The 13,871-nt window shown below is 62.0% G+C and carries 13 protein-coding genes and 1 pseudogene; 7 read left to right on the top strand and 7 right to left on the bottom strand.

Annotated elements, in window-relative coordinates; all coding sequences use genetic code 11:
* Positions 1 to 194 precede the first annotated feature (194 nt).
* Genes EOA16_RS24085 through EOA16_RS24070 form a run of 4 tightly spaced genes read left to right on the top strand, consistent with a single transcriptional unit; the run spans position 195 to position 3,149 of the window.
* Complete coding sequence (locus EOA16_RS24085; protein WP_024505654.1) at positions 195 to 491, top strand: DUF2604 domain-containing protein; 297 nt, start codon at positions 195 to 197, stop codon at positions 489 to 491.
* Positions 484 to 1,101, top strand: a complete 618-nt coding sequence (locus tag EOA16_RS24080; RefSeq protein WP_024505653.1) for a putative metal-binding protein — start codon at positions 484 to 486, stop codon at positions 1,099 to 1,101. The genes EOA16_RS24085 and EOA16_RS24080 overlap by 8 nt, the downstream gene beginning before the upstream one ends.
* A complete protein-coding gene (locus EOA16_RS24075; protein ID WP_024505652.1) occupies positions 1,098 to 1,586 on the top strand; it encodes a Mov34/MPN/PAD-1 family protein in 489 nt (162 codons plus the stop codon). Before EOA16_RS24080 ends, EOA16_RS24075 begins: the two co-directional genes overlap by 4 nt.
* A gap of 3 nt (positions 1,587 to 1,589) precedes the next feature.
* Positions 1,590 to 3,149 (top strand): E2 ligase fold family C protein, encoded by a 1,560-nt coding sequence (locus tag EOA16_RS24070; RefSeq protein WP_024505651.1) that lies wholly within the window; start codon positions 1,590 to 1,592, stop codon positions 3,147 to 3,149.
* Positions 3,150 to 3,355: 206 nt separating this feature from the next.
* On the opposite strand, the gene EOA16_RS24065 is transcribed toward EOA16_RS24070, so the two are convergent.
* From EOA16_RS24065 to EOA16_RS24035, 7 genes are all read right to left on the bottom strand, one after another.
* A complete protein-coding gene (locus tag EOA16_RS24065) occupies positions 3,356 to 5,824 on the bottom strand; it encodes a S8 family peptidase (protein ID WP_063169237.1) in 2,469 nt (822 codons plus the stop codon).
* A gap of 17 nt (positions 5,825 to 5,841) precedes the next feature.
* On the bottom strand, positions 5,842 to 6,828 hold the full coding sequence (locus tag EOA16_RS24060; protein ID WP_024505649.1) for an ATP-binding protein: 987 nt from the start codon (positions 6,826 to 6,828) through the stop codon (positions 5,842 to 5,844).
* Between the two features lie 355 nt (positions 6,829 to 7,183).
* Positions 7,184 to 9,154 (bottom strand): relaxase/mobilization nuclease RlxS, encoded by a 1,971-nt coding sequence (gene rlxS, locus EOA16_RS24055; RefSeq protein ID WP_063169238.1) that lies wholly within the window; start codon positions 9,152 to 9,154, stop codon positions 7,184 to 7,186.
* A 178-nt stretch (positions 9,155 to 9,332) separates the two neighbouring features.
* Positions 9,333 to 10,016, bottom strand: coding sequence for a lytic transglycosylase domain-containing protein (locus tag EOA16_RS24050; RefSeq protein ID WP_024505647.1), 684 nt, complete (start codon positions 10,014 to 10,016; stop codon positions 9,333 to 9,335).
* Entirely contained in the window at positions 10,004 to 10,456 is a 453-nt protein-coding gene (locus EOA16_RS24045) for a S26 family signal peptidase (protein WP_244514236.1), read from the bottom strand. The genes EOA16_RS24050 and EOA16_RS24045 overlap by 13 nt, the downstream gene beginning before the upstream one ends.
* 92 nt (positions 10,457 to 10,548) lie before the next feature.
* Positions 10,549 to 10,818: a helix-turn-helix domain-containing protein gene (locus EOA16_RS24040; protein WP_024505645.1), complete on the bottom strand. Its 270-nt coding sequence runs from the start codon at positions 10,816 to 10,818 to the stop codon at positions 10,549 to 10,551.
* Between the two features lie 181 nt (positions 10,819 to 10,999).
* Positions 11,000 to 11,323: a DUF736 domain-containing protein gene (locus EOA16_RS24035; RefSeq protein WP_024505644.1), complete on the bottom strand. Its 324-nt coding sequence runs from the start codon at positions 11,321 to 11,323 to the stop codon at positions 11,000 to 11,002.
* Positions 11,324 to 12,333: 1,010 nt separating this feature from the next.
* On the opposite strand from EOA16_RS24035, the gene EOA16_RS24030 reads away from it, so the two are divergent.
* The 3 genes and pseudogenes from EOA16_RS24030 to groEL form a co-directional block, all read left to right on the top strand.
* A complete protein-coding gene (locus EOA16_RS24030) occupies positions 12,334 to 12,681 on the top strand; it encodes a hypothetical protein (RefSeq protein ID WP_063169239.1) in 348 nt (115 codons plus the stop codon).
* Between the two features lie 62 nt (positions 12,682 to 12,743).
* A pseudogene (gene groES / locus EOA16_RS24025) lies at positions 12,744 to 13,037 on the top strand (co-chaperone GroES); the annotation flags it as partial.
* 65 nt (positions 13,038 to 13,102) lie between these two features.
* The coding region (gene groEL / locus EOA16_RS24020) for a chaperonin GroEL (protein ID WP_127224146.1) at positions 13,103 to 13,871 on the top strand (769 nt) is incomplete at its 3' end.

The following is a 13,871-nucleotide window of genomic DNA, read 5'->3' as shown; positions in this document are numbered from 1 at the left end:
TGAGGAGCAATTTGAGACCATTTACTTGCGGCTCAAGTCACCCATAAAAGAAGGCAAGCACCGATTCGGTAGCTTATCCCCTGTCTTTCGCGTACTCGCGGCCGTGGCGCCGGGTGAACGATTGAAGACCGCCGGTCTCACTCGCAGGTGGGCGCCAGGGCGTGGGGCGGTTGGCAAGCCACAGGAGTAGGACAATGTCGAAGGATTCGGGTAAGGGCGATAATCACGGCGGCGGACCGGGCAAGATCGAGATCACGGTGGTGGTGAACGGCCAGCCCACGCAGGTCGAAGCCAATCCCAACCAGCCGCTTCACGTCATTCGTACCAAAGCCCTTGAGAACACGCAGAATGTCGCCCAACCAGCCGAGAATTGGGAATTCAAGGATGAGGCCGGCAACTTGCTCGATGTCGACAAGAAGCTTGGCGACTTCGGTTTCCCGAATACTGTGACCCTGTTCCTCAGCCTGAAGGCGGGCGTCGCAGGTGCCTAAACACCAAAGTGTGGATCCGGAGGTCTCCCGAGCGAAGTTTGATCGGGAGATCGGCCGGTTCCGGCCATATGCTGATGTCTATCGGGCTCAGGGCTGCTTCTTGATCGAGGCGACCTTTCCGCGCGCTTTCTTCATTTTCGCCAGCCCCAAGTTAAAGCCACGGGTGGTCAGCGCAGCGAGCGAGGTCGACTTCACCGACTACGACTTAAGACCACCGTCCGTGGTCTTCGTCGATCCGTTTACGCGTCATCCGATTGCCCGGAAAGATCTATACCTGAAAATGCTTAGACGTCCGCCGCTGCCCGGAACGCCGCCGGAGATGATAGGAGCTCTCATCCAGCAGAACGCCGTGCCGCTGACGGACTTCATCCAGGCCAACAGTCCCGAGGACGAACCATTCCTGTGCATGGCGGGCGTCCGGGAATACCACGACAATCCAGCCCATTCAGGTGATCCATGGCTGCTTCATCGGGGTTCTGGCGAAGGCTGTTTGGCCTTCATCCTGGACAAGATCATCAAGTACGGAATCGTTCCTATAGAGCAGTTGCAGATTCAACTCCAACCGACAATCGTAGGAATGGTGGTATCCCCTCAGGCGATACAAGAATGACTGGTTTGAGAGATGTAACGATCGTGACTCTCCCGCGCGGCTGCATCTCGACCACGCATGGGCATCTGCGCTCAGTTGGTCGCGAGGGCAATGAGGGGATGGCGCTCTGGGTCGGCGTTCAGCAAGAGCGGCACTTTGCCGTAACAGAGACGGTTATCCCGGCGCAGCGTCACATTCGGACAAACGATGGCGTTTGCGTGATCGTTGCGGCCGAAGAACTGCACCGGCTCAATGTCTGGCTCTACAAAAGCGGCCTGAAACTCTTGGCCCAGATTCACAGCCATCCGGGCCGCGCCTACCATTCGACGACGGACGACGCTTATGCGGTTGCTACCACGGTTGGGTGTCTGTCGCTGGTAGTGCCGAATTTCGCCCGCGAGCCTTTCGATTTTGCTCGGGTCGCCGCCTATCGGCTTGACGAAAAGGCCAAATGGAATGCGCTCCCTCCCGCGGCACTGTCGCGAATGATCATGATATCGAGTTGAACAATGGCATTCGCTAACTTCATCGATCGCGCCGCCACGGCGGCATCTCAGGTCCTGGCCGATTTTCATCTGGGAGACTTCAAAGCAGCTCTTGAAAAGCAGGTCGTGGCAGTCGCCTTCGACCATCAGGCCGCTTCCTGCGCCGAAGGCCAGGCGACACTAGATCTTGCGGTGAGATTGCTCGCTAGGCTCTACCCGGTTCTGGCGATACTCCCGCTGGACAGCGCGGCGAGCTCTCAAGCCCAAGCGCTGGAGCGCTTGGCAAAGTCGATCAATCCAAAAGTCGGCATCCGGCGTTCCGGCAAGTCTGCCACCGTCTGCGTCGTTGCAGGGGTAACGCGCCCATCACTCCGGTGCCCGATCTTTTTCGTGGGATCGGACGGTTGGGCGGCAAAGCTGTCGCGTACGGACCCGGTGGGCTCTGGCCCAAGTCTGCTGCCTTATGGAGCTGGCGCCGCCAGTTGCTTCGGCGCCGCCAACGTCTTTCGAACTATCTTCGCTGCCCAGTTGACCGGCGCCGAGTTGGACGAAACCATCGACCTCTCGCTATGCAGCTACGACAAGACCAAAGCCGGAGAGCCTGGCCCGATCGACTTCCCAGTCGACCTTGGCGAAACCCACCTCGTTGGGCTCGGTGCGATAGGCCATGGCTCGCTTTGGGCGCTAGCGAGACAACCCGATCTCAAAGGTCGTCTGCATGTAATCGATCACGAAGCGATCGAACTCTCAAACCTGCAGCGCTACGCATTGGCTGGCCAGGCGGAGATTGGTATGTCCAAAGCGGTTCTTGCAGCCACCGCCCTTAGATCGACTGCCCTTGAGGTCGAGGCGCACCCTCTGACGTGGGCAGAATATGTTGCGCGCCGGGGCAATTGGGTCTTCGACCAAGTGGGTGTGGCGCTTGACACCGCCGCCGACCGTCTGGCTGTCCAAGGTGCACTGCCGCGATGGATCGCAAACGCTTGGACGCAGGAGCACGATCTCGGTATCTCCCGGCATGGTTTCGATGACGGCCAGGCTTGCCTTTGTTGCATGTACCTGCCATCCGGAAAATCCAAGGACGAGCACCAGCTGATTGCCGAGGAACTCGGAATACCGGAAGCACACGAGCAGGTGAAAACGCTCCTGCAGACCAATGCCGGAGTTCCCAACGACTTTGTAGTTCGCGTGGCTACAGCGATGGCTGTGCCGTTTGAACCGCTAGCCCCGTTTGTCGGCCAGCCCCTGCGCTCCTTTTATCAGCAGGCTATCTGCGGCGGTCTGGTGTTCCAGCTTAGCGAAGGAAGTCGCCGCGTTCGAACTGTGGTTCCGATGGCCTTTCAGTCGGTGCTTGCCGGGATTATGCTTGCCGCGGATTTGGTCAAACATAGTGCGGGGTTTCCCATGAGCCCGACGACGAGCACTCGGGTGAATCTTCTGCGCCCCCTTGGCTCTCACTTGCACGATCCGAAGGCCAAGGACTCCAGCGGCCGCTGCATCTGTAGCGACGACGATTTCATTGCCGCTTACAGGCGCAAATACGGCGAGCGCGTTGATCAGGTAAGCGATGTCTCGGCCGCCTAAACAGACGCGCACCTCTCCGTAGACGCAGGGGGCGCGGCTTGTGGGCGTGACCATGGGCGCCATTATCACACGCTTGGCCCGCTCCTTTGCCGGCCTATCGTCCTCCGCGCATGATCCCTGTTGCCGACGTGATGATCCAGCACCAGCCGCCATGGCACCAGAGGCTGGTCAAACCTCCGTTGTTGGCCGATTTGGACAGTGCTGCATCAGGTCTCGACCGACGTCTCGACAGTCAGGGCTGCTTCGACGGGTGTGAAGATGTCAACATCGACCCCAGGCGCCCGCATCGTCACAATCAGGGCGTACCGAGCCAGAGCGTCGACGCGTTCCAGGTAAGGCTTCTCCTTCCACCAGCCCCCGACCGGGAACACGCCGATCGCATCACGCTCGGCGAGATCGGCGGCGCTGCCCGACCAGAAATCGGCGTGCAACGAGCCGCGATCGCGGAAGGTGCCGAGCAGCCACTCTTCTCCGCCTCCAGCAGGCGCCCCTTCCTCCTCGTCCCGAGCGGCCTGATTGATGCGGGCTCGGAATTCGTCGACTGTCTCGGTCGCTGACTTTACTCTGAACCGAAGACCATGGGACGCGTAACGATGCCGGCGGGTCCATCCGCGTTCACCGGGGTTGGGTTCGATGAAATAGGACAGCGTGACGCGGAGCTCGACCTGGGCAGCGCCGAGCGCCGCGAGCTGCTCCTTCGGCCAAGGCAGGCGATGCAGCTTCATGTCACGCGTTTTGGCAGCCGCGCCGCCCTCGCGCTGGAAAGGCTGAAGCTCATCTTCAACGATAAGCGTGAGGTCGTTCACCGTTGACAGAAGCGCGCGCCCAAGATCTGGCACGCCGTAACCATAGCGCCGCACGAGCGCCTGGATCTCGCCCTTCGCTCCGTTGCACGCATCGATGCGTGCGCGCATCGCCGGAGTCCATTCGGCCGAGTGGACGATCAGGGCGCGAACCGTTTCAGGCCACAGCTCGGGGCGCGCTGATAGAATTAGTCCCGCCATCCGTGCGGCATGGGCCGTTGCCGCGCTCGTATCTCCGAGGGTGGTGAAGTGGCGCAGTTCGGGTCGATAGAAAGTGGTCAATATCTGCAGATCGTCGATCGGCTCGCCAGGCAACACACCGTCATGGGCGAGATTGCCGCCTTCGAAGACGACCTCGGGCTTCACCGGCCACTGCCTGTCCCAAACGACCGAAGTGCGACTGCGCGGCGAGAGCTCGCCGACCGGCGCGATCGGAGCGTAGCCCGCAAAGTCGGTGTCAATGATATCGACCTTTTCTGTGAAAGCGCCGACCGTCAGCGCATTCCAGGCCTGAGAAGGATCATCGACTGCTTCCAGATCGTTGCGCGTCAAATGCTCGGCCGGCATGAGGTCATCGCCGATGTTGCCGGCAGAGAGAACGATCAAGCGTCGCTGCTCCTCTTCGAAACAGAGTTGGTCGATAGCGGCAGACCACGATGTGGGCCTTCCACGCGCCGGACTGGCGCTTGTCACAGCCATTGCGATCGCGCGGCGGCGCTCCGGCGCCTGCACCTCGGCGCGGGCGATCGCTTCCGCGGTGATCGAGCCATAGAGTTCTGGATCGTTTGCCTCGTCTTCTGGCGGAAGGATACGGACACTCTCCAGCCGAAAGGGCAATGGAACTGGATCGCCTCCGACCAGGAGCGGGACCAGATCACCGTACAGGCCGACACCTGCCATTCGCGTCCCGTGGCCGCTCCACGCAGGTGTGTCGTCGCTGCCCCATGCCGGTTTGACGGTGTGCCAGTCTTCAACGGCAAGTGCGGGTTCGATCAACGGGTGGGTGCGACGTACGCCGCTGTCGAGAATGCAGACCGCAATATCGGATTGAGGCGGTCTGACGCGCCCGAGAAGCTCGTCGCTCCAGTCCCTTTGCTCCGCGCCGCCAAGGCCCATGAAGAAGGACGGCGTATCCTTCGCGCGCCGCAGCTCGGCGACGACATCGCTGTGCGCAATCATGCGGTCGAGCATTGCCGTGCTGGCGAGTGCCAGCATGACCACCCGCTCCGGAAACCTGACCGCATGCGTGCGCAAAGTGATGTTCAGGGCTTCGGCAATGTGCTCGAAGTTCTCGCGGCGACCGTCGCGCAGCCAGACTTCCCACCACACCTGCTCGTCAGCGGCCTGGGGGAAGAGGTCGTCGTGGTCGGTAAACAACGATCGTGCAGTCGCCAGCCTGACTGTCTCCATGCGGGAGACGAGCGGCTCGTTGCGCGGTCTGCCGCGGTCAGTGTCAACGTCTCGATACGCCTCGACTTTCCGCAAATAATAGGCTTGCGCGCTTTGCGGCAGGAACACCGACGCTGTGATGGGAGCACCGGGTTGAGTTGGCTCATGGACGGCGACCAGCTCCATGTGCTGGCGACGATCGGCCAACTGGTCGAGGGCCGCCCGTCCGGACATGGGCAGATCGATCTCGAGGTAAAAGCCAGGCGTGCCGACCGACAGCTGGGGGTCACGCGCCGCAATCTGCTGGCGTGCACTTTCGACCGCTTGTTCGATGGATTGCGTCAAGGCCGCAGCATGCGACGCCCGATCACGCGCCGGCAGCGGCGGTGCATGTATAAGTTGGTTGGGCCGCCGATAGGCTTCCCGAATGCCGTTGTTGCGAAGGTGGATATGGGCGCGGTCGCGCGGAAAATCGTCTGCCATTATGATCTGTGCTGTCGCTACTCAGACAGCGAAGCCTGCCGGCGTTCCTTCAGAGCGTCGATGAGCGCTTCCGAGGTGATCCGCTTCCCCCCCCGCAATATGATGGTTTTTGCAGCGTCGTCGGCCGCGCGGGTGATCTCGGCCTGCGACAGTCTCTCTGCCTGAGAGATCGCCTCGTTCCAGGCAAGCCCTCTGGTGTCGAAGCGGTCGAGTCGAGCCCGAAGCAGCGCCTCGATAATCGGCCGATCGGGCACGGCGTATTCGATGACATCGTCGAAACGGCGGAACAAAGCTCTGTCGAGCAGCTCGGGATGATTTGTTGCCGCAATAATCAGGCTGTGGCTGTCGTCTTGCTCGAGAAACTGCAGAAACGAATTCAGCACGCGCCGAATCTCGCCAACATCCTGGCGTTCGCCTCGACGCGCGCCGATGGCATCGAATTCGTCAAAGAAGTAGACGCCCCGCGTCGCCTGCATTGCATCAAAAACAAGCCGCAGCTTTCCGGCAGTCTCTCCCATGAACTTGGTGATCAAACCATCGAGGACGATCATGAAAAGGGGCAGATGAAGCTCCCCGGCCAATGCCGATGCGGTCATCGTCTTGCCTGATCCTGGCGGGCCGACCAGAAGCAGTTTGCGACGGGGAACAAGCCCGTGCTCGCGCAAGCTTGCTTGTTGGCGCTGCTCTCCCAGCACGCGGTGCAGGCGCGAGCGCAGACTGTCCGGCAAAATCATGTCCGTCAGTCGCAGGTCCGGATAGCGCACATGCAGGAGGCCTGCGAGTTCGCCCTTTGGCTGAAAAAGGGGAACCGGCCGACTGCTCTTGGCAATCCGGGCGTCCCTGCTCTTGGCTGCGTCGACCAGATCCTTGAGCTCCTGAGCAAGCTTGCCATGGCCTTGACGTGCCTCATGCGCAGCAAGCTGCATCGCGATAGAGAGGAAACGATCCTCGTCGCCGGCAATGTGGCTTTTAAGCAGCGTCACGATATGGCGGGCCGTGGTCATGGCTCTCTTCTGGGGTATCCGTTTACTTGGCGAAGCGCATGCAACCTAAACGCTTTCAACGGCGATTTGTAACGCGCAATGGTGTTTTTTCTCTTGTCGATGTTCGCCCGTGGCAACTTCAGCGGTGAACTGTTGCGCCGCGGTCATAGGCCAGCCGGAATAACGCCGGCCAGCAGACAACAGTCCGCATCTTCGAGCGCTCGAAGTCTGGCCACTCACGCAGCGTGTCGGGTCCGAACGCTCCAAAGCCGCCCCGCCTGGCAGGTCCATGCGACCGATTGCGGGCGTGCGGCCATAAGGTCTACGCGGGCTCGCATGGCTGCCCGCGCCGCTGGCTAAAAAGCTGTACACCATCTCACGAAACACCAGGTCCGCTCCTTTGCCGGCCGACGGTCCATGAAATCCCCTCCCCACTCACGACACCGGAGACCTCCTTGCCCACATGGCGCTCAAGCACCGGCCGCCATGGCACCAGCGTGAACTCGCGCGACTTTTCAACGACGGCATATTTTCCGCTGGCAAGCTCGACGGAGCGGCGGAGCGTACCCTCTACTCGTCCTCCGAATCGCGCTTCGGCATAGGGCAGGCCAAGTTCCTCCGACAGTTGGCCAGCAACACGGTTCAGTTCTCGCTGGCGCAGGATCGAAAGCATGTTGGCTCGATAGACGATCCCATCCTGTTCTTTATGCGCGAGGCCTTGCGCGATCAGCCACTGCCGCCGGCGAGCTTGCGCCTCTCTCACGTCGCGGCCGAAGCCGGATCCGTGCAAAGGCTCGGGTCTATCGGCAACCAGCTCCCGGTCGAGCCAGGTGGCGCCGTTGAAGCTGACCTGTCGCTCCAGCGCCATTGAGGAGAGCTTGTCGGCAACGACAGGCTCGGCCCTGGCCCGCTGGCCCTCATAATTCGCGACGCGATCGAGATGGTCCGGCGCGATGAGCCAGGTGCCGTTCGGCTCTCGCTCAACGCCGCCGGTCGCGCGGCGGATCGCCTCCAGCCGCCGCACATGCGTTCGCGCAAAGCTCTCGGTGGCGGATGGGTCATGCTTCAGGTGCATATCGACGTCGTAACGGCCGCCATGCGCGGCGGCGATTTCGGCGATGGTACGATCGACCTGCCTCGGCTCGGTGTTCCTTGGCGCGACACGCACGATGCAGCCATTAGGCATCGTTTCCATCGCCTCGCCTCTACCGATGTTGATCCAATGGCTCTTACCGTCGACGGCGTCGACGATCATGTAATGGCGGTCATTGATCTCGTCGGCCAGTCCACGCGCGACAACGCGACCGACGAGAGACTGGACGGGCTCGCCGGATCGATCGTGGATCACCCAGTCGGCGGCCCTGCGGGCAAGCCCCTTGCCGGTCAGTTCGCGGTGCATGGTCTTGATGATGTCGCCGCGTTCGCCGGTGCGGCGCAGCGTGGCTTCGAGCTCATCGTCGAGGCGCCAGGAGCCAGCGCCGACCTCCGCGGCCAGACCCATCCGCTCGAGCTTGCGCAGCCGTCCCTGGTGCAGCGTCTGGCGAATGGCGTCGGGACCGCCCGGCGAGACCAGGCCGTCATCATCACGCATGCTGAGCAGCCGACGGTCGATGCTGGTGAAGCGTTCCTGCTCCATTTCCCGGCGCAGGCGAAGCTCAATCTCGCGGTCGGTTCGCGGACCGAGATCGAGGCTGACCAGCTCGGCCGCCCGCTCGCGGATGCCAGATGAGATATATTCGCGCGCGATGACCAGGTTCTCGCCACGGTCGTCCCTGCCACGGACGATGATGTGGCTGTGCGGGTGGCCGGTGTTGAAATGATCGACCGCGACCCAGTCGAGCTTCGTGCCGAGGTCTTCCTGCATCTGCGCCATGAGCCGCCGCGTCAGCGCCTTGAGGTCGTCGTACTCGATGCCGTCTTCGGCAGCGACGATGAAGCGGAACTGATGGCGGTCGCCGTCCGCGCGATCGATGAACGCCTTGCCGTCGACGCGGCCGCTGTCGGCGCCGTAGAGCTCGCCAGGTTCACCTTCGCGGGTGACCCCGTCGCGCTGAAGATAGCGTAGATGGGCACGCGCCCCGTCCGCGCCCTTGCCGGCGAGCTTGACGACCCGCGCCTTGACGATCACCCGGCGCTGGCGGAAGGCGGCATACCGGTCGCGCGATTTCAGCAGTGCGGCGGCCGCCCCGCCGCGCCCTGTCCGGCTTCCTGTGAAGCGACCACCGCGTTGCGGCCGGCCGCCAGCCCGGTTGATCGCCGCACGAACCTGGCCGGCATAGCGTTTGCCGGCCTTCGAGCCGCGCGACCCGATTTTGCCGAGCTTCGGCCTGAACTCGTCATCCTTAATGCGAGCCTCCCAGACATATCAAGCAAAATCAGACACTTACACGTCAAACCCTCTTGGCACCGGCGGCAGCCTCCCGGAAAAACGATGTGCAGACAAAGATTTAACCGCCTCCTGGAGGCGGTACCTTTATCTTGCCTTCCGCGCCCAGCCCCGCCAGACGCGCCCCCGTCCGCCATGGCTAACGCACCGGCTCCTTCGGCTGCGCGCCGTCCTTGCCGAGCGGCACGAAGAGATCGCCGTTTCGCACGCCTGAGTGAACACCGTCATGAATGAAGAACAGCGACCGTCCGAGAGGAGCGATTTGCGCCTTTGGAGCGACAGATTGGCTTTCGAACGCCTCGATGTCGGCCGCCGAAACTCCGGCCGCCTTGAGTTGGTCGAGGTACTCGACGGTCTCTTCTGGCAGCGGTTTGCCACGCTTCAAATGCTCGTCGTAGCGCTCGGGACCGGCATTGTAGGCGCCAAACAGGCCAGGAAATCCGAAGCGGTCATACATGGCACTGAGATAGGCCGTGCCGGCCAGGATATTGTCGCGCGGATCGTGGGGGTTAGGCCCAAGGCCGTGTTCGACCCGCATCTCTTCATAGGTGCCGGGCATCACCTGCATGAGGCCCATGGCGCCAGCGGGGGAGGTGATGGGGCGGCCGCCGCGCATTGTCTTGCCGCCGCTTTCGGCAGCCATGACGGCATAGATCCAGGCTTGGGGAATATGGAAGCGCCGGCTTGCTTCCGATACCAACGTCTGCCACTTTCGCAGCTGCGGACTTTGGGAGATGGCGACCGGCTCAGCGCCGGTCGAGGCGGAACAGGCGCATGGCGCAATGGCGATCATGCCCAACAAGAGGAGGGTCACTCGGTCCATAGTGGTACGAGCCTCCCGATGACATTTTGAGTGGGAACAGGCCCGAAATAGCGGCTGTCGAAGGAGCGGTTTTTGTCGCTGCCGAGCAGGAAAACCTCGTTATCCCCGAGCGCTCGGCAGCCGTTCCACCATGGCAAAGGTCGGCCTTCGGCGTCGATTTTGAGCCGGCGCGCGACGATGTCGCCGCCGATGATGATGGCGTCATTGAAGGCGCAGACATTATCGTCCGGCAGCGCTGCAAGACGTTTTGCCAGCGGCACATTGCGAGGCAGATAGCTGCGCTCGGCGGCGAGATACGCCGCGTATTCAGGCGGGCGCACGAGCACGAGATCGCCACGCGCCAGCGCTCCCGCAGCGATGCGGTAAAGGCCGATCGGCGCGCTGGCCGAGGCGTTCCAGACCAGCCAAGGGGCGGGCTTTCCCAGCGCCGTGAAGCCCAAAAGACCGAGACCGGCCGCGGCCAAGGCGACCGTCTTACGGGCTCGAACACGCCTCAGGCGGCTGCCGATCAGATGGATGGAAGGGCGCCGCCTCATGAACGGCCTCCCGTGCCGCCCTGGCCGGAACCGGCCTTGCCATCGCCGGCGATGGAGTGCTGCGGGTGTCCTTTCGACCAATGGTCGAGTTCGTCGATGTGATAGCGGACATAGCGGCCGTGCTTGCGGAATTTCGGGCCGCCGCCCTTGAGCCGCATCTTTTCGAGCGTGCGCTGGGAGAGCCCGATATAGAAGGCGGCTTGGGCTGTGCTGAGAAACGGGCTGCCCTTTTTCGCGCGGGCCGCGCGTTCGTTTTCGTCGTCCATGATGATCCTCGTTTCGCTTCGGACAAGCGAGGGCGAGGATGGGCGAGGGAGATCGTCTCGGGGACGGGCGAAGAGTCGGGGGAGAGTTTTCGCCGCCCTTTAGGGCGGACGGGGTTTGGGTGGAACTCCTGGGAATGAGCCCCGCGCCGGGGCTGCGGCGCGAGGCTCTTATCTCGGCCGGTCAGTCGGCCGGGTTCCAGATGATGGCGTAGGTGTCGTGATCGTCCTGGCCGGCGGCTCGGCCGAGATTGGCGTAGAGCTTGCGCGGTCCGAACTCCGGCGCTGCAATCGACAGGCTCACATAATCCTTGCCGGAAGTCTCGCCGGTGCGGATCCAGCCAGCGCCGACTTCGACCCCTTGCGTAAGCACCCGGAAGTCGGGATGGTTATCGGCGCTCTTGGCCTGGTTGGGGACGATATCGATGTCGGCGCGGACGCTGAGCGTCTTGAACTGGCCCTTGTAGGCGCCGTTTTCCTGCTTGTTGACGTAACCGATCGCGGTCATTTCGAAGTCTCCTTTTGTGGTTTCGCCGGGGACCATCCCCTGCGATGGCGCACCGTAATGGGCGCGTCAGGACCGCCTGAATCCGACAGGGCCGCAGCGACAGTGAAGGACCCGAGCGGGCAGCTTTTTTGTGAGCGAAGCGGCGCGAGGAAGCCGCCGCAGGCGGCGGGGAAAAAAGCTGATGGCGCGAGGGTTTCGGGCGGCCGGACCCGCCCATAGGTCGACAAGCCAGCCGCAGGGATGGTCCTTGGAGAGAGCATGGAGACCGCTCGCCAAGTGCGGTCTGTCAGCCAAGCAGGACGCCGGGATGAAACGGCCTGCAAAGATGCTGCGCCCTTATGCCGGATCGAGATCGTGCCAGCGGGTCGGGCGCCAGAGCAGACATCCGGCATGGTGCGATCTATGAAAGCAGGGCTCGCCAGCGGGAATTTGATACGCGAGGGGGCCAAAGTAAGGCTGGATGAGAAGCCGGTGCTACCTGCAGGTCCAGTGTCATGTGGCGGCGCTCGGGAAACCGCTACGCAATGTAACGCGCTCTTATGAGGCGAACAGACCGGCCCCAAAACCGATCGACCGGTGGTCGGCGCGAAACGCGTCATGCCTGTCCGAAAGCTGACAGTGGCAGAAGACGCATGTCGGGTTCCGCACAATTGACCATGCTGGATTTGTGAGGTTTTCAGGGAGAGCCATGCGTTCACTTCCCAGTGAGCTTTGGCACGGCATTTGCTCTTGATGTGGCAACACGGATCGAAGGTTGACTGCATGCACAAGCGCGAGATGAGCAATGCTCTCCTTTCCTGGAGGCTTGGCAGCAGATTCGATTTGACGTTGCGAGGAGCTTCAGCCGCTCGCGGCGGAAGTGATCTCAAATCTGAAGGCACCGTTGGGGCCGCAGCCATCAAACACATCTTTCTCTTTTTCGCAGCTCGTCTTCAACGCGATGCGGACTTCTTCGCGTCGACGGCGGCCGAAGGTGGAGAAGGGGCTCGACTTGCAAAAAGGAGTTGTCAATGACGTCTTACGTTCGCACCAACAGCCCGGCGCAGGTGCGCTCACTGTCCACCTTTGGCAAGCATCTGCAAAGGAGCGTGCTGACGGCGACGCTGCTTGCCGCGGCTTCGACGGGAAGTGAAGCGCAGCCCTATGTTCGTGCTGACGGCAGCACGACTGACGACTTGGAAGCGGCGCGAGCAAGTTGGCGTCATGACGCCGAATTCAATGGAAATGTGGGGCTCGCAGCCATCAACGCGGATGCCGCGTATGCGTTGGGTTCCACCGGGGAGGGGGCCAGAGCTCCTCGCCTGCCCTCGTCCGTCTTGACGAGTGCCCGCTTACAGCCTACCTCACTATCGCGTTAGCACTCGTCCATCGCGAGTGCTAACAAAAACCCCTCAACAGCGCACCAGGGAAAAATCCGAAAATGGCAAAGTCGAAGTTCCGCCCGCTGCATGACCGCGTGGTCGTTCGCCGGGTCGAATCCGAATCCAAGACCGCTGGCGGGATCATCATCCCCGACACGGCAAAGGAAAAGCCGCAGGAAGGCGAGATCATCGCTGTCGGCTTCGGCGCTCGTGACGAAGCTGGCAAGCTGGTCCCGCTGGACGTCAAGGCCGGCGACCGCATCCTGTTCAGCAAGTGGTCGGGCACGGAAGTCAAGCTCAATGGCGAAGACCTTCTGATCATGAAGGAATCCGACATCATGGGCATCATCGGCTCATATCAGGCCCTTTCGTCAACTGAATTCCCGGGCTCGATTGAAGCCCCTGCCAGGAGCTAAAAATGGCTGCCAAAGACGTAAAATTCTCCCGCGATGCCCGCGAGCGCATGCTGCGCGGTGTCAACATCCTCGCTGACGCGGTGAAGGTCACGCTCGGCCCCAAGGGCCGCAACGTGGTCATCGACAAGTCGTTCGGCGCCCCGCGCATCACCAAGGACGGCGTCACCGTCGCCAAGGAAATCGAGCTTGAGGACAAGTTCGAAAACATGGGCGCGCAGATGGTCCGCGAAGTTGCTTCGAAGACCAACGACATCGCTGGCGACGGCACCACGACCGCGACCGTTCTGGCGCAGTCGATCGTCCAGGAAGGCCACAAGGCCGTTGCCGCCGGCATGAACCCGATGGACCTGAAGCGCGGCATCGACCTCGCGGTAACCGACGTCGTTGCGACCCTGATCAAGAACGCCAAGAAGATCAAGACCTCCGAAGAGGTTGCCCAGGTCGGCACCATCGCCGGCAACGGCGATGCTTCGGTCGGCAAGATGATCGCCGAAGCGATGCAGAAGGTCGGCAACGAAGGCGTCATCACGGTTGAGGAAGCCAAGACCGCCGAGACCGAACTCGAAGTCGTCGAAGGCATGCAGTTCGACCGCGGCTACCTCTCGCCCTACTTCGTCACCAACGCCGACAAGATGGTTGCCGAACTCGAGGACGTCTACATCCTCCTGCACGAGAAGAAGCTGTCCAACCTCCAGGCCATGCTGCCGGTTCTCGAAGCCGTCGTGCAGACCTCGAAGCCGCTGCTCATCATCTCGGAAGACGTCGAAGGCG

It is taken from the genome of Mesorhizobium sp. M7A.F.Ca.US.008.03.1.1, from assembly GCF_003997495.1.
Classification (GTDB): Bacteria; Pseudomonadota; Alphaproteobacteria; order Rhizobiales; family Rhizobiaceae; genus Mesorhizobium.
This window is presented reverse-complemented; position numbering and strand designations above follow the sequence as displayed.